This is a genomic window from Dehalogenimonas sp. W, from assembly GCF_037094495.1.
Classification (GTDB): Bacteria; Chloroflexota; Dehalococcoidia; order Dehalococcoidales; family Dehalococcoidaceae; genus Dehalogenimonas; species Dehalogenimonas loeffleri.
The window spans coordinates 973252-991061 of the sequence record NZ_CP146612.1 but is presented as its reverse complement, the minus strand read 5'-3'; the positions used below and the strand labels follow the sequence as shown (position 1 = coordinate 991061).

General features: G+C 55.1%; 20 protein-coding genes. 6 read left to right on the top strand and 14 right to left on the bottom strand.

The window, feature by feature from the left end:
- Positions 1-3: 3 nt before the first annotated feature.
- Positions 4-279, top strand: a complete 276-nt coding sequence (locus tag V8247_RS05125) for a hypothetical protein (RefSeq protein WP_338736765.1) — start codon at positions 4-6, stop codon at positions 277-279.
- Between the two features lie 21 nt (positions 280-300).
- Entirely contained in the window at positions 301-1290 is a 990-nt protein-coding gene (locus V8247_RS05120) for a radical SAM protein (RefSeq protein ID WP_338736764.1), read from the top strand.
- Positions 1291-1397: 107 nt separating this feature from the next.
- On the opposite strand, the gene V8247_RS05115 is transcribed toward V8247_RS05120, so the two are convergent.
- The 8 genes from V8247_RS05115 to V8247_RS05080 form a co-directional block, all read right to left on the bottom strand.
- Positions 1398-1532, bottom strand: a complete 135-nt coding sequence (locus V8247_RS05115) for a hypothetical protein (RefSeq protein WP_338736763.1) — start codon at positions 1530-1532, stop codon at positions 1398-1400.
- Between the two features lie 134 nt (positions 1533-1666).
- Positions 1667-1870, bottom strand: coding sequence for a 30S ribosomal protein S21 (rpsU, locus tag V8247_RS05110; RefSeq protein WP_338736762.1), 204 nt, complete (start codon positions 1868-1870; stop codon positions 1667-1669).
- Between the two features lie 103 nt (positions 1871-1973).
- Positions 1974-2666 carry an amino acid racemase gene (locus V8247_RS05105; protein ID WP_338736761.1) on the bottom strand — a complete coding sequence of 231 codons (693 nt, stop codon included), beginning with the start codon at positions 2664-2666 and terminating at the stop codon, positions 1974-1976.
- Between the two features lie 23 nt (positions 2667-2689).
- Positions 2690-3598 (bottom strand): EamA family transporter, encoded by a 909-nt coding sequence (locus V8247_RS05100; RefSeq protein WP_338736760.1) that lies wholly within the window; start codon positions 3596-3598, stop codon positions 2690-2692.
- On the bottom strand, positions 3595-4407 hold the full coding sequence (gene mutM / locus V8247_RS05095) for a DNA-formamidopyrimidine glycosylase (RefSeq protein ID WP_338736759.1): 813 nt from the start codon (positions 4405-4407) through the stop codon (positions 3595-3597). The genes V8247_RS05100 and mutM overlap by 4 nt, the downstream gene beginning before the upstream one ends.
- A gap of 42 nt (positions 4408-4449) precedes the next feature.
- A complete protein-coding gene (locus V8247_RS05090; RefSeq protein WP_338736758.1) occupies positions 4450-5049 on the bottom strand; it encodes a phosphatase PAP2 family protein in 600 nt (199 codons plus the stop codon).
- Between the two features lies 1 nt (position 5050).
- Positions 5051-7783 carry a DNA polymerase I gene (gene polA, locus V8247_RS05085; RefSeq protein WP_338736757.1) on the bottom strand — a complete coding sequence of 911 codons (2733 nt, stop codon included), beginning with the start codon at positions 7781-7783 and terminating at the stop codon, positions 5051-5053.
- Positions 7784-7844: 61 nt separating this feature from the next.
- Positions 7845-8450 carry a hypothetical protein gene (locus tag V8247_RS05080; RefSeq protein WP_338736756.1) on the bottom strand — a complete coding sequence of 202 codons (606 nt, stop codon included), beginning with the start codon at positions 8448-8450 and terminating at the stop codon, positions 7845-7847.
- 119 nt (positions 8451-8569) lie between these two features.
- On the opposite strand from V8247_RS05080, the gene V8247_RS05075 reads away from it, so the two are divergent.
- Positions 8570-9865 carry a CCA tRNA nucleotidyltransferase gene (locus V8247_RS05075; RefSeq protein WP_338736755.1) on the top strand — a complete coding sequence of 432 codons (1296 nt, stop codon included), beginning with the start codon at positions 8570-8572 and terminating at the stop codon, positions 9863-9865.
- A gap of 4 nt (positions 9866-9869) precedes the next feature.
- Here the strand turns inward: V8247_RS05075 and V8247_RS05070 are convergent, their stop codons facing one another.
- On the bottom strand, positions 9870-10370 hold the full coding sequence (locus V8247_RS05070; protein ID WP_338736754.1) for a rubrerythrin family protein: 501 nt from the start codon (positions 10368-10370) through the stop codon (positions 9870-9872).
- Positions 10371-10522: 152 nt separating this feature from the next.
- Here V8247_RS05070 and V8247_RS05065 point away from each other — a divergent pair, with 152 nt between their 5' ends.
- Positions 10523-11458 carry a cation diffusion facilitator family transporter gene (locus V8247_RS05065; protein WP_338736753.1) on the top strand — a complete coding sequence of 312 codons (936 nt, stop codon included), beginning with the start codon at positions 10523-10525 and terminating at the stop codon, positions 11456-11458.
- An 18-nt stretch (positions 11459-11476) separates the two neighbouring features.
- On the opposite strand, the gene V8247_RS05060 is transcribed toward V8247_RS05065, so the two are convergent.
- From V8247_RS05060 to V8247_RS05045, 4 genes are all read right to left on the bottom strand, one after another.
- Entirely contained in the window at positions 11477-12928 is a 1452-nt protein-coding gene (locus tag V8247_RS05060; RefSeq protein ID WP_338736752.1) for a TrkH family potassium uptake protein, read from the bottom strand.
- A 7-nt stretch (positions 12929-12935) separates the two neighbouring features.
- A complete protein-coding gene (trkA, locus tag V8247_RS05055) occupies positions 12936-14300 on the bottom strand; it encodes a Trk system potassium transporter TrkA (RefSeq protein WP_338736751.1) in 1365 nt (454 codons plus the stop codon).
- On the bottom strand, positions 14301-14456 hold the full coding sequence (locus V8247_RS05050) for a hypothetical protein (RefSeq protein ID WP_338736750.1): 156 nt from the start codon (positions 14454-14456) through the stop codon (positions 14301-14303). It lies immediately after the preceding gene.
- Between the two features lie 98 nt (positions 14457-14554).
- Positions 14555-15490, bottom strand: a complete 936-nt coding sequence (locus V8247_RS05045; protein WP_338736749.1) for a cation diffusion facilitator family transporter — start codon at positions 15488-15490, stop codon at positions 14555-14557.
- Between the two features lie 98 nt (positions 15491-15588).
- On the opposite strand from V8247_RS05045, the gene V8247_RS05040 reads away from it, so the two are divergent.
- Both V8247_RS05040 and V8247_RS05035 read left to right on the top strand, forming a co-directional pair.
- Complete coding sequence (locus V8247_RS05040) at positions 15589-16215, top strand: DUF47 family protein (protein ID WP_338736748.1); 627 nt, start codon at positions 15589-15591, stop codon at positions 16213-16215.
- The gene (locus tag V8247_RS05035; RefSeq protein ID WP_338736747.1) at positions 16208-17206 is read left to right on the top strand and encodes an inorganic phosphate transporter; all 999 of its coding nucleotides are present in this window, start codon (positions 16208-16210) and stop codon (positions 17204-17206) included. The genes V8247_RS05040 and V8247_RS05035 overlap by 8 nt, the downstream gene beginning before the upstream one ends.
- Positions 17207-17228: 22 nt before the next feature.
- On the opposite strand, the gene V8247_RS05030 is transcribed toward V8247_RS05035, so the two are convergent.
- Positions 17229-17807, bottom strand: a complete 579-nt coding sequence (locus V8247_RS05030) for a guanylate kinase (protein ID WP_338736746.1) — start codon at positions 17805-17807, stop codon at positions 17229-17231.
- Positions 17808-17810 lie beyond the last annotated feature (3 nt).

Below are 17810 nucleotides of genomic sequence, written 5' to 3'. Positions count from 1 at the left end.
GCTATGCCAAGTTCGCTAACCGCTCAGGATGCCCTGGATTGGCTGGTCAAATTCGGTATCATCCCCTACTGGGACTCCATTGACAACAAGGCCATGTTCCGCAAAGCCGATGTTAAGAAGGGTAGCGTCCCCTTCATCAGCCGCGAGTCTGAAGAACAAGCCTGGCCGGGAGTAGTCAAACTGCTTGCGCTAAAGACCGAGGCCGACTGCGCCACGGTTCGCAGCAATATTGAACACGTCCTCAGGGAACAAGGCAAACTCCCGGGAAAAGGGCACTAAACAGGCCGTCAGGAGACCATTTTGGCTCAACCGCCACCCTATATTGAACTTTACGAATCCGGCGAACTGGAACGCCGGGCTGCCCGGCTGGAAGCCCGGCTGGAAGAATGCGACATCTGCCCCCGCCGTTGCGGCGCCAACCGACTGAAGAATGAAACCGGTTCCTGCAACGCCGGCAAGCTGGTGGCTGTCGCTTCAGTATGCGCCCACCACGGCGAAGAACCGGTGCTGAGCGGCAGCCGCGGTTCCGGCACCATCTTTTTCGGCAACTGCAATATGAGATGCGTGTACTGTCAGAACCATCAGATATCGCAGGATCCTGACCGCCAGCGCTCCAATCAGGTGTCCCCGTCACGCCTGGCCAACCGAATGCTGTACCTGCAGAATGAACTTAACTGCCACAATATCAATCTGGTATCGCCGACGCATTACATCCCGCAGATTTTGCAGGCCATCTTTGAAGCGGTGCCCCAGGGACTGCGCCTGCCGCTGGTCTATAATACCAACGCCTATGATGACGTTGAGACGCTGGCGGAACTGGAAGGCGTCATCAGTATCTACCTGCCCGATTTAAAATACGCCGATTCCAATCTGGCAGCACGGCTTTCGGACGTGCCGCATTATGTGCCGACCGCCCGGGCGGCGATTAAAGAAATGTACCGCCAGACGGGCGAACTGGAGCTGGATGAGGACGACATCGCCGTTTCCGGGCTTATCATCCGGCATCTGATTCTGCCTAATGACCTGGCCGGCAGTGAAGCCAGTGTTAAGTGGATCGCCGGTGAACTTTCGCGCTCGGTTCCAATCAGCTTGATGGCCCAGTACACACCCCGTCACCGGGCTTTGGAAGTACCGCTTCTGTCCCGCAGCATCAATGCGGCGGAATACCGCCGGGTGATCAATCTGCTGGACGTGCTGGGAATGGAAAACGGCTGGTTGCAGGATGATAGCTCCCAGGACTATTATCTGCCGGATTTCAACCGTGAAGACCACCCGTTTGAAAGGGGCTGACCGGGCGGTTACAGGTTTTCCAGCCCTTAATAATTCACGATAATAGAAAAACCCATCGCTTTTTTCGCGATGGGTTTTATTGTAACTTGTGAAACCAGCGGGTTGAACTAGCCGCCTTTGCGTTTGCGGTTACAGAAGGCAAAGTGGATCTTGTGACCACTGACCTTGTCTTTTTTATTGACGTTCTCAATAAATGTCTTGAGTTCCACCGGTTTCTTGTCCATTTCGGCCTGTTTCACCATGTTATTTTTCTCCTGACAAACTGAGTTGGCATTATATCATGTCCGCAGCTACAAAACCAAAAATGCGGGGTTTGGAACTGGCGAAGCCCCCGCTTCTAAAGCGGGGGCTTCGGATTTTTCCTGTTAAGCTAAACCTATCTTCGGCCTGCTACCTTGCGGGCGGCCTTGATCGCAGCGCGCCGGGTAGCTGTTTCCTTACGCTTGCGCCGGGTTAGCGGTTTTTCAAAACGGGCACGCCGGCGGGATTCGCGGATAATGCCATCAAGCTGAACCTTACGGTTGAACCGCTTGAGCATACCTTCAAAACTTTCATTATATTCCGGTCTGACTTCGGTCAAAAAGAATCACCTACTTCCTATCTGGGAATAAGTATCATCCTGAAAGGACAACATCTTATTCTGAACTTTCCGGAGCTGGCTGTCAAGTACAACGGCACTGGTTTTACACGGTCAACCGCTTCACTATTACCCCGGCATGCACTTCCAACGAGTCAAATACCGGTACGGCGACATCCTCGGAGGTTATGATAAGCGTGAGTTCCGGACACCCCAGAATAAGACCTTCCAGATCTTGATTGATCAATTTTTGAGCGACGGCCAAACAGGTGCGGCGGGAGGTGTCATTGATAACACCGTGAGCCAGCTCATCACAAATAATGCCATCAATTACCCGCTGGTCAGCAGTTTCCGGCAGGCACGTTTCAAGATTAAACTGTTCGGCCAGCCGGCGTCGGTCCAGGGCTTCACTGACAAAAAATCCTGGGCCCAGCAACCCCACCCGCCGCAATCCCTGTTGTTGCAACGCTTCACCCACCGCATCGGTAATACGCAGCAGTGAAGCGGCAGAGGGCGTTGTCATATCATCTGCCATAGAGTGCATCTCATTGCCGCAGATAACCAGATAATCCGCCCCCGCTCCCTTCAGAGAATCGGCCGCCCGCGACAATAAAGCCACCGCCTCAGCCCGCTGACCGACGGTGCGCAGCCGCTCAATTTCGTCAAAATCAAAACTGCCCAGAAATATTTTGGTAGAATGAGTGCCTCCGGCTTGCTGAGACACACCGACGTTAATCAACCGGTAATAATGTCCGGTTGACTCCCATTTCATGCCCCCCAGAAGACCGACTGTTTTCATATTTTGTTCACTCCAGATATTTATTAAGCCAGATAGATCAACGCGATACCGATCCCAATAAGCAGCGTCGCCGCCAGACGCAGCAGCACCGCCCGCCGGCCTGTATCCACCCGCAACAGCGACCCCGGCAACAGCCGGTTAATCGCCAGCGCCAGGAAAAAGACAAATATTGGGCGGGCACCGGTTATGGCCGACACCAGCGAAACCGGCCCCAGAGCCATCGCCTGAAACACCAGCAGAATTCCAACCATAGCCAGTGTTTCATTGAACACCATCAGCGCACCCAGCCGGCCGAGGCGAGGCAGGGCTAGTACCTCACGAAGCACTGAACGCCGTAATGAAAAACCCAGGAACATGACCACCAGGCACAACGAACCGATCCAGTACATATTCCAGAAGGAAATTTCCCCCAGCGCGTATTTTCCGGTCACATCAGCCACAGCATTTAACAAGGCCGCCGCCAGAAGCAGCAACAATGGCCTGCCTAGCCAGCGAATCCCGCCGGCTGCGTTGCGGCGAATAGCGATTAGCAGCGTCCCGCTGACCATGACACCGATGGCCAGCCATTGCAGCAGACCCAGTGATTCGCCCAGAAACGGCACCGCCATCAGCGCCACAAATACCGGATAGGTATGATACACCGGCACCGCCCAGGACACTTCCTCTGAGCGATAGATATTCAACAGCAGCACAATGGATATCGCCCTGATGATTCCGGAGGCAATCGCCGCTGCCAGCGTTCCGCCGCTGACCCCGACCGGCAAAGGGGCCAAAAACATGACCACCAGCGTCAAGAGCAGAATAAAAGTACTGGCCGGCAACAGAAAGGCCCGCAGCGACGGCAGGCGACGGCCGATAAGATGGCTGTCAAGGACATTCACCGCACCCAGCGTCACCGTACCCAGAACGGCAATCAGAACCCAATCGCTCATAACTGCTGACAGGAAGGACAAAGGTAGGTGCCCCGGCCTCTTACGACAATCCGCTCCAGCAGCGTGCCGCAGCGGTCACAATGTTCTCCGCGCTTATGGGCGACCTTAAAGGCAAAGTGGGCGTGCCCCAGTTCCCCGCCGGGGCGGATGTAATTGGAGATACTGGCACCCTTGCTGTCAATGGCCGCCTGGAGAATATGCTGGATAGCCTGGTGCAGCGTGCGATACTCCTCGCCTGTCAGGCTGTCAGCCGCCCGAAGCGGGTGAATTCTCGCCTCATACAATGATTCATCGGCATACATGTTACCGATACCGGCGATCAGCGTCTGGTCCAGCAGCGTCGGCTTGATGGGGCTTTTACGTTTTTTTAAAATAGACTCAAAAACCCCGGCGGTAAATGCTGGCTCCAGCGGCTCCGGCCCCAGTTCATCCAGAGGGCGGATCCCCGCAATCAGTTTCATTCGGCCGAACTTCCGCGGGTCCCTGAAATAGATTTTCCGGCCATCGTCGAGCGTTAGTTCCACCCGGTTATACGGCGGCGCGTCACTTCCCGGCGCCGCAGCAATCAGGGAGCCGGTCATTTTCAGATGGGTCAACAGCCTCAACCCGCCGGACAGATTCCAGACGATATATTTAGCCCGCCGGTAAACTCCGTCAACGGTTTGCCCCTCCAGACCGGCAATAAATTCTTCCGGTGTATGACCTTTTACCGTTCCTGGCCAGTAAACCTTAACTTCAACAATACGCCGGCCGGTAACATACGGCCTTAGCTCATTGGTAACCGTCTCAACTTCGGGTAATTCAGGCATGATTCCCCCTCGCCTTAAATATAATTCCGGTAATTACCCCGGTTAAATCGCCCGTTGAACTTGGCCGTTCAACCGCCACAAAACCGGAATCAGCACCAGCACTCCCAGCATAAATCCGCCCAGTACGTCGGTCGGCCAGTGAACCCCCAGATACATCCGGGAAATACCAGTCAGAACCAGCAGCGCCGTCAGAAGAACCCGCCAGACGGTCAGCCACCGGGTGTCGGCGACAATCTTCTTCAGCCGGAAAAACAGGAAGCCGCTGAAGACAGTAAAATAAGCGGTATGCCCGGACACAAAACTGAAGTCGCCGCCATTCGGCCGGGGGCGGTCAATCAGGCCTTTCAACCCGCCGGCCAGCAGTGACTCCGCCGCCAGTGCCGCCGTCAGCCAAACAGCCTCTTGCCGGTGACCGCTGACCCAGAGCCAGACCGCAACAATGCCCGGCAACACTATTGAAGGACCGGTCTCCCCGAGAAATTGCACCATTCGCATCAGCGGGTCAAGTACCGGCCCCTGCCAGCCTTGGACTGTTTCAAACAACCAGCGGTCAAACGGTTGCGGACTATACCACGCCAATCCCGCCAGCACCACGAAAAAAAACAGAATTATAAAATAACCGATGACAGGGAAAGAGCGCACCCTATTCCATCTCTCCCCAGTTGGCCCCATATTTCAGATCAACCTTAAGCGGTACATCCAGTTTAACCGCCTCGGCCATCAGGCGCGGGGCCAGTTCCGACATAAAGAACATTTCCTGCTGGGGTACTTCAAAAATAAGTTCATCGTGGACCTGCAGCAGCAGTCGGCTTTGCAGTTTTTGCCGGGCCATTTCCCGGCGGACGTCCAGCATGGCCACCTTAATGATGTCCGCCGACGTACCCTGCACCGGCATATTGATGGCCATTCTTTCCGCCGCTTCCCGTACCTGACGGTTGGCCGCGTTGATATCCGGTATATAGCGACGCCGGCCGAGGATGGTTTCCACATAACCGCGGGCCCGCGCCTGTCCCTTGGTGGCATCAAGATACGCCCGAACCCCGGGATAACGCTCAAAATAGGTCGTAATGAATCTGGTTGATTCCTCCCGGGTAAGTTCAGTCGCCTGTTCCAGCCCGTAGCCGCTCATACCGTAAATCACACCGAAATTGACGGTCTTGGCGAACCGCCGCATATCTGGTGTAATCTCTGCCTGAGGCAGCCCGTACAGCCGCATGGCAGTGGCGGTATGAATATCATCGTCATTCTGAAAAGCATTGATCAACTCGCGGTCACCGGACAGGTGGGCCAGCGCCCTCAGGTCAATCTGAGAATAATCCGCGGCTAACAACAGGTGTCCCGGCGGTGCCGTAAAAGCCCGGCGGATTTCGCGCCCCAGTTCGCCGCGTACCGGGATATTTTGCAAATTTGGTTCGCTGGAGGACAGCCGCCCGGTCGCCGTCCGCGCCTGATTGAAACTGGTATGCAGACGCCCGTCTTCAGCAGCCACCATCACCGGTAGAGTATCCACATAGGTGGATTTCAATTTCGCCAGGGTGCGGTACTCCAGAATCAGGCGGACGATTTCATGCTGGTCTTTAAGCTCGTCCAGCACTGCGGCATCGGTACAATAACCGGTGTGGGTTTTGCGGCCTGTCGGCAGATGGAGTTCATCAAAAAGTACAGCCCCCAGTTGTTTGGGTGAGGCGATATTAAAGGGATGTCCGGCAAGTTCATAAATACCGGTTTCAATTTTCTCCAGTTGCGCCGCCAGCCGCCCGGACATCCCCTTCAGCAGGCCGGTATCAAGGGTGATACCGGCACTTTCCATATCCATGATGACCGGCACCAGCGGCATCTCTACCTCGTGGAATAAGCGGGACTGATTTTCCCGTTCCAATTCCGGCGCCAGCAACTCATACAGCCGGAAGGTCATGTCGGCGTCGGCGCAGGCATAATCAGCGGTTTCCTTGAGGTCACACCGTGAGATACATATCTGCCTTTTTCCTTCGCCGATCAGCGCGGTGATCGGCGTCATCTCTACTCCCAGACGACTAAAGGCCAGCCCTTTTAACGATAACGACTTCTCTCCCAGCAAATGAGCCGCCAGCATGGTATCAAAATCCAGCCCGGCTACAGTAAAACCCGCCCGCCTGAGTATCTGCAGGTCGTACTTGGCGTTGTGAGCGATTTTCTTGATATTGGGATCGGCTAAAACCGGATCCAGGGCGGTTGAAAGCTCGGAAATCAACCATTGCCGACCGACAGCTTCAAGGTGGCCTACCGGCAGGTAATAACCTTCGCCGGTCGCGGGCGCTACTGAGAGACCGACCAGCTCGGCCGTCATTGTGTCTAATCCCGTGGTCTCGGTGTCCAAGGCAAACCGCCCGGCTTCAGTCAGCCGCGCCGCCAGGGCCGCCAGCTGCTCCGGCGTATCAACCAGCTGATAACGACAGTCAATTTCCGGCGGCGGCAGTACCGACGGCACCTCCGCAGAGGCACTGGCCGAAGGCGGTTGCGGCAGCCGATTGATTAAAGAGGTAAACTCCAGTTCCCGCAACAGCGGCACGACTTTTTCACGGTTAAAACGGCCGGCATGGCACTGTTCCAGCTTAAAATCCACCGGAAGGTCGGTCACAATAGTGGACAGCGTCAAACTTTGACGAGCTGCGGATTCCTCCCGCCGGAGCGTTTCCCTCAGTTTTTCCGGCCGAATCAGCTCAATATTCTCATATATAGCGTCAATACCGTCATAGTCGTTCAGCAGTCTAACCGCTGTCTTCTGACCAATGCCCGGCACCCCTTTGATATTATCCGAGGTGTCACCCACCAGAGCTTTGTAAGCCGCTACCAGGGACGGCGGCACGCCAAATTTCTCGTTCACAGCTTCAGCATCAAACAATCTGGTGTCGGAAAATGTCCCGCCCGGTTTGGGATAAAGGACTTTGATATCATCGTTGACCAACTGCATGGCATCGGCATCTCCGGTAACGATGATGACCCTGGTCCCGGCCCTGACGGCGCAGCCGGCCAGTGTCCCGATCAAATCATCAGCTTCATAGCCCTGCTGTTCAAATATCGGAATATCAAAGGCCTCCACCATTTGCCGCACCCGGCCCAGTTGCGCGATCAGCTCCGGCGCGGTCTCCGGCCGGTGAGCTTTGTATTTATCCGATAACTCATGCCGAAAGGTCGGCCCCTTGCGGTCAAAGGCAATAGCGTAATAATCGGGCTTGAGGTCAGCAAGTACCTTGAGCAGGATATTGGTAAAACCAAAAACAGCACTGGTAACCTCGCCGGTTTTACTGACAGTTAACTGCCGGCTATACTTGAAAGCATGAAAGGCACGGTGGACCAGTGCAGAGGCATCAAAGATGACAAGAAGCGGCGTATTCATACCCGAATTATAACAGAAAACCGCCATTCAAGGCGGTTTTTTTAGATGTTTCCAGCTTGATTCAGCAGCAGGAGCATACTGCAAGCTGCCGCCGTTCTTCCCCAACCGCGCAGTGGCCGCAATCCTGACGACTGACGATATAGGTACTTAGGGACGGCAGGCCCAGTTCCAACTGGTGGGTATAACTGATTATGAGCCCGTCGCGGTAACAATAAAAGTAATGGGTTGTGTCGTCATAGCGGACATTGCTTCGGCCGACATAGCCGTGGATTAACCGGGCAAATCTCAAACTGGAATACGCAGTCGCCCGGAGCTTGCCCCACATACCGGAAAAATATAACCGGGCGCTGAAACTCTCAAGCCGGCCGTGGTTAAAGACAACATCAAGGGTGCCGCCCCGGTCATCGGTTTCCTTGAACTGATATACCCGTTCATCACCGCCATCATACAGCCTGATGCCCGCCCCGCCTTCAAGTTCCGGAGTATGCGTGATATCCGTCAGATAATCCGCACCCAGAACCCTGATAATGTCTTCCGGCTTCCTGATTTCGGCAAAGCCGCGTACCACGGAATCCAAAAGTCGGGTATAGGGAATTGATTTCGGAGGGTCGTATTGCTGTAAGCGCACGTTAATGTACTCCTCGGAGCCAATATTATCATCGGTCATCCGCCTAATCAAGGAAATTCAGCCATAAATAAGATTATTATTATTATTCCGCTCGGTATTAAACGGTTCGCCCCTCGGAACCGGCACAACGCCAAATTGTTAAACCTCCATGCTATAATATGTCCCGACAAAACATGGAAATGCCGACAAATCTCGCCGAAAAACTGACACAGGCCTTGCCCCCGCTGGCCGCAGGCCTTCTGCGCCGGGCCACAACCGCTGCTGCGGAGCACGGCTACCGGGTCTATCTGGTTGGCGGGGCAGTGCGGGATATCCTGCTGGGCCGGTCCGGCTTTGACCTGGACCTGTCCGTGGAAGGCGACGCCATTGAACTGGCTAAGGCACTGGCAACCAGTGATGAACAGGTAACGGTGCATCACCGCTTCAATACCGCCCGGCTTCTATTGAACGGCTATCACCTGGACCTGGCCCGCAGCCGGGCGGAAACCTACGCCCGTCCCGGCGCCCTGCCAACGGTGCGACCGGGCCCTATCAGGGCCGATCTGATACGACGGGATTTCAGTATCAACGCCATGGCGATATCGCTGAATGCGGATGATTGCGGGGAATTGATTGACCTTCACCACGGCCGGGACGACCTGAACGCCGGGCTGATTCGGGTCCTCCATCCCCACAGTTTTATTGACGACGCCACCCGATTATGGCGGGCGGTGCGTTACGAACAACGGCTGGGATTCACGCTGGAAGCCGAAACCCTCAAACTTTTCCAGCGGGATCGGGGCATGATTACCGCAATTACGCCGGACCGGCAGCGCTACGAACTAGAATGCGCTCTTGGCGAACCGGAACCGGAGAAAGCCCTTCAGCGGGCCGATAGCCTGGGATTACTCAAATTATGGCACCCCGTCTTTCAGGGCGACGCCTGGCTGGCAGCCGCCTTTCAACAGGCCAGGTTGTTGTTTGGGGAACCGTCGCCCCTTCTGTACCTGGCGCTCCTGTGCTGGCGCCTGACCCCTCAGCAGAAAGAGGCGCTGGCCAAAACGCTCCGCTTAACCCGAAAACAGTATCGGGTACTGGCAGAGTCCACCGTCATCGGTGAAGGGCTGCCCCTGCTGAATTCAATCCAGGCGGCGCCATCCCGTTTGACGGCACTGCTGGCCGGGCTGGATACAACGGTATTGCAGGCCGCCCTGGCGACTCCGCTGCCGGACCGCGCCCGCCGGAACATCCAGGAGTTCATTTCCGTTTGGGCTCAGGTTGCCCCGCAACTTACCGGAGATGAGTTACAGGCGATGGGCGTCCCCCGCGGGCCTGAAATCGGACGATTACTGGAAGAGATAAGGGACCGGCGGCTGGACGGCCGAATCACCAGCCGCACCGAAGAAGCAGACTTCGTTGTTTCCCGGCTGGCTTTTCTCGCCCAGCCGGGAGAAGACTCAATAAACCGGCTGTAGCGGTTTAATCAACCTTTTTGAATGACGTCCGGGGCGCGTTGCAAATGGGGCAATTATCCGGCACCTCAAGGACGGTATTGCCGCAGACCTGGCAGACAAAATACGGTTTCTCTTCAATTTTCATCCCCAGGCCGACGTCATTCAAAGCCTTCTGGAAGAGTGAATGATGGATTTTTTCTACCGCATTGGCACTCTGAAAACTGAGTTCAGCCCGCTCCTGTCCCTCTTTCCGGGCCTGCTCAATGAAATCCGGATACATGGAGCTGAATTCATGCTGTTCCCCGCTGATGGCCGCCTTGAGGTTTGACGACGTGTCCTCAATCCCCTTGATAACCCTCAAATGGTTCCGGGCATGAACCGTCTCGGCCTCTGAAGCTGCCCGGAAGAGGCGGGCTATCTGAGGCAATCCCTCCGTCTCGGCTTTCTCAGCAAAAAACAAGTATTTCCGGCTGGCCTGGCTTTCTCCAGCAAAAGCGGCGGCCAGATTCTGTTCCGTGTTTCCCATAACATCCCTCCTTAATACCTTGTAAATAATAACCGATGGCGGCCTGGCAGCCAAGCCCTAATCCCCGCGTATCATTGCCGAATGAACTAATTTGACATTTTTCCACTTTGGCCCGATATTTGAAGGCCTAAAATATTCTTGGATAAGGATTAATGAGTCACCTGAAAAGCCGCACCGCCGCTATTTCCGTCGCCTCCAATGCCGCTCTGATCATCCTGAAGGTGATCGCCGGCATCATGACCGGTGCCGTCAGCATCCTGGCCGAGGCAATTCATTCCGCCCTGGATCTGGTGGCGGCCATAATCGCTTTTTTCGGGGTGCGTGCCGCCGACAAGCCGGCTGACCAGGAGCACCCGTTCGGTCACGGCAAGTGGGAAAATGTGTCCGGCACTATTGAAGCGGTACTGATTTTTATCGCCGCCGTGTGGATAATATACGAGGCAGTCAACCGCATCCTGCACAATGCGGCGGTAGAAATGCTGGGCTGGGGTATTGCAGTCATGCTGGTTTCGGTCGTCGCCAATACCCTGGTCAGCCGCCGACTATTCAAGGTCGCCAAAGCCACGGAGTCTGTAGCCCTGGAAGCTGACGGCCAGCACCTGAGGACGGATGTCATGACCTCTGCCGGGGTACTGATCGGATTGGCGCTGGTCCAGTTAACCGGATTGGAGATTCTGGACCCGGTGATTGCTATCTTTGTAGCGCTCATCATCATCAAGGCGGCTTATGATATTCTCCGGAAATCGTTCGGCAGTATCGTTGATACCGGGCTGCCGGATGAAGAACAGGCAGTAATTGCCGACATTATCAACGCTCATCGGGAGAAACTGGCCGGTTTCCATGGCCTCCGCACCCGTAAGGCGGGCTCCCAGCGTTTTGCCGAACTCCATCTGGTCATGCCCCGATATCTGTCGGTTGACGAAGCCCATCGGGTATGCGACCACCTGGAGGAAGACCTGAAATCAAGACTGCCGATGCTGGAAATTACGTTGCATGTTGAACCATGCGAAGATGAAAATTGTCCCCTGTGCGCCGTTACCTGTCCGGAAAGAAAAACCAGAAAGAAACCCCGGCGGCAAGCAGGTTAATAACTGAATCCATGTGGCTTAATACCGCCGCCAGAATGATGGTACAAACAGCACCAGCAGGGTAAACAGTTCCAGCCGCCCGGCCAGCATCAATACGATCAATACTCCCTTGCCGGCATCCGGTATCCAGGCAAAGTTTTCGTAGGGACCGACGCCGCCCAGACCGGGACCGACATTGGAAATAGCGGAGACAACTGCCGATAAAGCGGTTTCAATATCAAGGCCAAGCGCACTCATCACCAAAAAGCCGCCCCAGAGAATGGCCAGATACAGCACGGTCAGGCTCATAATCCGGGAGACGGTTTTTTCCGGCATGACCGTATCACCAACCTTCAAGGGGATAACTGCGTTGGGGTTGAAGGCTAGTACCACCCGGCGATAAGAATACTTGATGAGAACCAGCAGCCGGATAACCTTAATACCGCCGGCGGTTGCCCCGGCTGAGCCGCCAACGACCATCAACATCAGAATTATCGCTCGGCTGAAAACCGGCCAGGTATCATAATTGGCGCTGGTATAACCGGTAGTCGTCATGATGGAGGTGGCTTGAAAACTGCCCTGTCGCAGGGCATCGGCAAACGGCATCACATCGTTAACCACCAGGTTAAAGGTAATGAACAATATTGCCGCCGCCATCAGCCCTATGTAAAGCTGAAACTCAGGGTTTTTGAAAAGCTTGCCCGGCTTTCGCTTCATAAAAAGATAGTAGAACAGGGCAAAATTGATACCAGCCAGCAGCATGAAGAAATTAACGATAAGCTGCACCGCGGTATTGCCGTATTCCTCAATACTCAGATTGACCGGCGCAAAGCCACCGGTGGGTAAAGTGGTCAGTGAAATATTAACGCTGTCAAAAAGGGGTAATCCGGCGACCATCAACGAACCGAAACACAGAACAGTAAAACTGATGTAAATTAGCCACAATACTTTGGCGGTCTCCCGGATACGGGAGGTCATTCGCTCGCCGGCTTCTCCCGGCATCTCGGCATCGGCCATTTGCGCGGCACCAATGCCCAGCAGTGGGAATAAAGCGACAAAGAGAGTGATGATGCCCATGCCGCCCAACCACTGGGTAAGGGAACGCCACAGCAGAATACCCTGGGACTGATCGCTGATGTGCGTCATCACCGTGGCCCCGGTGGTGGTGAAGCCGCTCATTGCTTCAAAAAAGGCATCCAGAAAAGTCGGAAGCGCTCCGGAGAAGTAATACGGTAACGCCCCGAATATGCAAGCCGCCACCCAGGCAGCAACGACAAGGACAAAAACATCGCGCTGGGCCAGTTTCTGACGCCGGGAACGGGTCAAGAGGAAAACCAACCCGCCACCGAAGGTCGTAATAATCGTAGCCGCCGACATGGCGCCGGCTGATGGTTCGCCCTGAACCAGACTAAGGGCCGTCGGTACGGCCATCACACCGCCCAGCAGCGTGACCAGCAGACTTAGAAAATGAACGATGGTGATTAAGTTCATAACCGTGTTACTTGAACAGGTTCTCCACTGCCGGGATCGCCGCCAGGGTGGAAATCATCAGAATGTGGTCACCGGATTCAATAACGCCGTCATCCGGCGGCACGACAGGCCGCCCGTTCCTGATAATGGCCGCAACGACTGATTCGTCGGGAATGGTCACCTCCGACAGCATCTTTCCGGCCAGTGCCGCCACGGGGGTAACCACGAACTCAATCGCTTCCAGAGTAGATTGTTCCAATACCGCAGCAGCGATCGCGCCGCCACGCAAAACATAATGGGCAATCTTCCGCGCCGCAATGATAGCTGGAGACCCCGCCACATCAATGCCGGCGGCCTCAGCCAGAGGAATATAGTCCGGTTTATTAATTACCGTCAAAGTACGGCCAACGCCGAGGTTTTTGGCCAGCAGACTGGCTAGAATATTAAGTTCATCATTTTCGGTGGCCGCGACAACCGCATCGGCATTGCCGATGCCCTGCTGCACCAAAAAATCACGTTCAGTGGGGTCACCCTGCAGTACGGAAATATTTTCCAGTTTAGCAGCGATCTCTTCGGCTTTATCCTGATCACGCTCCACCAGTTTGACCCGGACACCCCGCCGCGCCAGACCTTCGGCTACCAGACATCCGACCCGACCGCCGCCGATAACAGCGACACTGCGGGTCGGCCGCTTGGGAATCGCAAATATCCGCCCCAGTCTCTCCAGTTGGTCGCCGGCGGCGGCAATATAGATGGTATCACCTTCATGTAGTACTACATCCGGTCGAGCAATGACGCCGCCGTCAGAGTGGCCGACCGCCACGATATGAAACGGGATGGAGTCTTTAATATCAGCAAGCTTTTTGTCAAACAGCGACTGGTCTTCAACCTTGAATTCGCGTAGTTGCACCACTCCATCACCGAACTGTTCAGCCGGGGTAGAGTAGAACCCGGCTAAAATGGACAGGATTTCCGCAGCCATCTCGGCTTCCGGGTTGATAAATATGTCAATACCCAGGCTCTTGGGCCGCACGATACGCCGGGTCGCGCCGGGACTTTTAGCCGGCAGCTGAAAATAACCGCTGTAATCAGGATTGCGAATACGGGCGGCAGTCCGGGCGGCTCCCATTTCCTTGGCGATGAAACAGATAACCATGTTGGTTTCATCGGAATCGGTAACTGCGAGTACCAGGTCAGCACGGTTGGCCTCAACCTCGCGCAGAATCCGTGGCGTCGCCGCATTACCCTTGATTACCTGCACATCAAGTTGGCGTTGAATTGTTTCCACCAGAGCGGCTGATTCTTCAATGACCACTACGTCATGATTTTCAACGGACAGCAGCTCGGCGATATTGGAACCAACGACCCCGCCGCCGGCAATAATGATCCTCATTTACCTGACCCTCGGCGTTCTCCCCAGATGCAGCAGGGATGCCACATGATGCAGAAAGCCTGACAATTTACCGGAGGATTGACGATGGATGCGGATGACACGGTCGCCGGGGCGGGGGGTTGTAGCTTGCCCCGGAACGTATGATTCTGTTTTCATGACCCTCTCAAGCGATTTGCTTTGTATCGTCATATTCAACTGAAGGGGCATTTTAGGCCTTAACTGTGGTGATGTCAACCCCATGACGATTCCAGCGGTCATTGATCTGGTTGGTGTGGCGGCAACAGGTGATTGCCGTTCTCCGGATTACAGAGAATTCCACCCGGGCCGCAATTAAGGCATTCAACCTGTAAAGTTGTGTGGGTTATGCCATATTGGTCGCCCAGCAGCCGTTCTACGTCACCCCTGACTCTGGCCGTTTCCGAGGTCATCCGGTCGCCGATGACAATGTGAGCCGAAAGAGCATGGAGCTGAGGCGTCAGGCTCCAGACATGAAGGTCGTGAACACCTTCAACACCCGGAATTGCTGCAATCTCCCCGGCCAGCACCACCAGGTTGACATGACCGGGCGCCGCCTCCAATAATACCTTGACCGCTTCGGACAGAATCCCCCAGGCGGAAACCGCAATTATCAGGGCAATAACCACGCTGACGACGGCATCAGCGGCCGTCAGACCGGTAAGCATGATGATTATCGCCCCGATGATGACTCCGATTGAAGCCAGTGCGTCGCCGACGACATGAAGGAAAGCACTCTTAATATTGATACTTTCTTTCTGCGCTTCCCGCAACCAAAATGCCACCACCAGATTGGCCGTCAGACCGATGACCGCCACACCCAGCATGACGGGGCTGTCCACATCCGGCGGTGCCTGCAGACGTTGTACCGCCTCATAGATAATAAAACCGGCGATGCCGAAGATCGCCAGGGCATTGACTACCGCCACCACAACCCCCAACCGGTGATAACCGAAGGTCATGCGGTGGTCTGGGGGTCTCTGGGCCTGACGCAGGGCGTAGGCTGAAAGCGACAGCGCCACGATGTCAGTCAGGACATGACCGGCGTCTGACAGCAGCGCCAGACTATTGGCTAATAATCCACCGATTATCTCGGCTAAGAATATTAAGCTGGAGATGATGATTCCCAACTTCAACCGGCCACCGGCGGAATGGGAGTGCGTGTGTTGCTGCATGGTTGTTCCTGAGCGAAATTAACGGTTGTTTTTTTAGCTCTTTCCTATTATCATAACAGCTATTAAGTAATTGTCTAATCTGAAGCCTGGAGGCGCCGGTGGTCAAGCTTTCACTTATGCCCCGTGAGGAAAAATTTTTTGATCTTATTGAGGCTGCCGCCGCCAATATGGTGGAGATTGCCGTTGCCTTCAAGGATCTGGTAGATGACTGGCGTGATGTACCGGATAAAATATCCAAAATAGCCGACCTGGAGCACGCCGGAGACTCAGTCACCCACCAGATCATCGCCCTGCTGCACCGCAGCTTCGTCACCCCCTTTGACCGCGAAGACATCGCCCTGCTGGCTCATTCCATGGATGATGTTACCGATCTTATTCACTCCTCGGCGGACTATATGCTGCTGTATAAAGTCGGCACACCCGGCCCCCGGGTCCAGAGCCTGGCCGGGCTGATTGTCACGGCCGCCCGGGAAATAGCCGCCGCGGCGCCCAAACTCCGCAAAACCGCTACCATGAAAAAACTGTTTGAACACTGTATTGAAATCAACCGGCTGGAGAATCTGGCCGACCAGGAGTTCCGGGCGGCGCTGGTGGAATTATTTGACGAACAGAATATGGCCGACGTAATCAAATGGCGAGAGATTTTTGAAGCCATGGAGAGCGCTACTGACCGTTGCGAAGACGTGGCCAACGTTTTTGAAGGGGTTGCCCTGAAGAATGCCTGAAGCCGCTTTAGGCGTTCTAATCTTTATCGTTGTCCTGGCTGTTGGTCTCGGCTTCGTTAACGGCATGAACGATGCCGCCAACGCCATCGCCACCGTCGTCGGCACCCGGGTGCTGTCGCCACGGACGGCCATTATCATGGCGGCTTTCGCCAACCTGCTGGGCGCGGCCACCGGCACCGCTGTCGCCGCCACTATCGGCAAGGGCATCCTGCATCCCGAGTTCATCACCTTTAATGTTATCATCGCCGCCCTGGCGGCTATTGTGATTTGGGGCGGTGCGGCTACCTTTTTCGGCCTGCCAATCAGCCTGACCCATGGCCTGGTGTCCGGTCTGGCTTTTGCCGGCCTGGCAGTGGGCGGTTTTGACGCTGTGAATATAACTGTCTTGGGTAAAATCATCTCGGCGGTATTCACCGCGCCGATGCTGGGTTTTGTCGGAGCCTTCTTCCTGATGCTGGCGGTCTACTGGTTGTTCAAGGACAGTCTGCCTTCAAGAATCCGTCACATCTTTTCCAACGGTCAGGTGCTGTCCTCTATGTTTATGGCCTATACCCACGGTAAAAATGATGGGCAGATGCCTATCGGCGTTATCACCATGGCCCTGGTGATTTACACCGGCAACAGCGGATTATGGGACGGCATTCCGTGGTGGGTTATCATCGTGTCGGCGACAGCCATCAGTATGGGCACCGCTATCGGCGGCTGGAGGGTAATGAAGACGCTGGGTTTCCGAGTCACCAACCTGAAACCGGCGCAAGGCTTTGTCGCTCAGACCGGCGCGGCCGGCATCATTGAACTGGCGTCCAATCTGGGTATTCCGGTCAGCACCACCCATTCAATGAGCGCAGCTATTATGGGCGTCGGGGCCACCCGCCGTTTTTCGGCGGTGCGCTGGAGCGTGGCAGGCAATATTCTAACCGCCTGGGTGGTGACTTTTCCGGCCTGCGGCGCACTGGCCTTTCTCGTGGCTTCAATCCTGAAGCTATTCTGATTTAGCGCGGTTTTCGGCTGTGCTAAAGGTCAATCCGGCGAGGATGAATCCGGGCTTTTTCAGCAGTAATAATAGCCGAAATGGTGTCAACAGCCTGGTCAATCCGGCCTTCTTCATTGACCACAAAGTAATCAAACATCTGAAGCTCAGCCAATTCCTTTGGGGCTGTATCAAGCCGCCTTTTGAGCGTTTCCGGAGATTCGGTCAGACGGTGTGACAACCGCTTATTCAATTCCTCCAGAGACGGCGGCAACAGAAAGATGAAGATCGCCTCGGGCGCCATCCGCTTGATGCTGGCCGCCCCCTGAACATCTACCTTGACCATGACGTCCCGGCCATTTTTTAATGACTCACGCACCGGAGCCTTGGGCACGCCGTAATAATTGCCGTAAACTTCCGCCCATTCCAGCAATTCATCCTGATCAATGAGGGCGCGGAAATCTTCCTTTTTGTAGAAATAATAGTCCCGGCCTTCAATTTCTTTGGGACGTATCGGCCGGGTGGTAGCGGTAGTGATGTAATCCAAGGATAATCCCTGATGCTTCATCCGCGCCAACACGGCGTCCTTGCCGACCCCGGAAGGCCCTGACAATACCACCATGAC

What these genes read in the sequence shown, in the direction of transcription:
- V8247_RS05125 (WP_338736765.1), top strand. Translation starts at nt 4, where the DNA reads ATGCCAAGTTCGCTAACCGCTCAGGATGCCCTGGATTGGCTGGTCAAA.
- V8247_RS05115 (WP_338736763.1), bottom strand. Translation starts at nt 1,532, where the DNA reads ATGGTGAAACAGGCCGAAATGGACAAGAAACCGGTGGAACTCAAGACA.
- V8247_RS05105 (WP_338736761.1), bottom strand. Translation starts at nt 2,666, where the DNA reads ATGAAAACAGTCGGTCTTCTGGGGGGCATGAAATGGGAGTCAACCGGA.
- V8247_RS05100 (WP_338736760.1), bottom strand. Translation starts at nt 3,598, where the DNA reads ATGAGCGATTGGGTTCTGATTGCCGTTCTGGGTACGGTGACGCTGGGT.
- mutM (WP_338736759.1), bottom strand. Translation starts at nt 4,407, where the DNA reads ATGCCTGAATTACCCGAAGTTGAGACGGTTACCAATGAGCTAAGGCCG.
- polA (WP_338736757.1), bottom strand. Translation starts at nt 7,783, where the DNA reads ATGAATACGCCGCTTCTTGTCATCTTTGATGCCTCTGCACTGGTCCAC.
- V8247_RS05080 (WP_338736756.1), bottom strand. Translation starts at nt 8,450, where the DNA reads ATGACCGATGATAATATTGGCTCCGAGGAGTACATTAACGTGCGCTTA.
- V8247_RS05075 (WP_338736755.1), top strand. Translation starts at nt 8,570, where the DNA reads ATGTCCCGACAAAACATGGAAATGCCGACAAATCTCGCCGAAAAACTG.
- V8247_RS05070 (WP_338736754.1), bottom strand. Translation starts at nt 10,370, where the DNA reads ATGGGAAACACGGAACAGAATCTGGCCGCCGCTTTTGCTGGAGAAAGC.
- V8247_RS05065 (WP_338736753.1), top strand. Translation starts at nt 10,523, where the DNA reads ATGAGTCACCTGAAAAGCCGCACCGCCGCTATTTCCGTCGCCTCCAAT.
- V8247_RS05060 (WP_338736752.1), bottom strand. Translation starts at nt 12,928, where the DNA reads ATGAACTTAATCACCATCGTTCATTTTCTAAGTCTGCTGGTCACGCTG.
- trkA (WP_338736751.1), bottom strand. Translation starts at nt 14,300, where the DNA reads ATGAGGATCATTATTGCCGGCGGCGGGGTCGTTGGTTCCAATATCGCC.
- V8247_RS05050 (WP_338736750.1), bottom strand. Translation starts at nt 14,456, where the DNA reads ATGAAAACAGAATCATACGTTCCGGGGCAAGCTACAACCCCCCGCCCC.
- V8247_RS05045 (WP_338736749.1), bottom strand. Translation starts at nt 15,490, where the DNA reads ATGCAGCAACACACGCACTCCCATTCCGCCGGTGGCCGGTTGAAGTTG.
- V8247_RS05035 (WP_338736747.1), top strand. Translation starts at nt 16,208, where the DNA reads ATGCCTGAAGCCGCTTTAGGCGTTCTAATCTTTATCGTTGTCCTGGCT.
- V8247_RS05030 (WP_338736746.1), bottom strand. Translation starts at nt 17,807, where the DNA reads ATGGTGGTATTGTCAGGGCCTTCCGGGGTCGGCAAGGACGCCGTGTTG.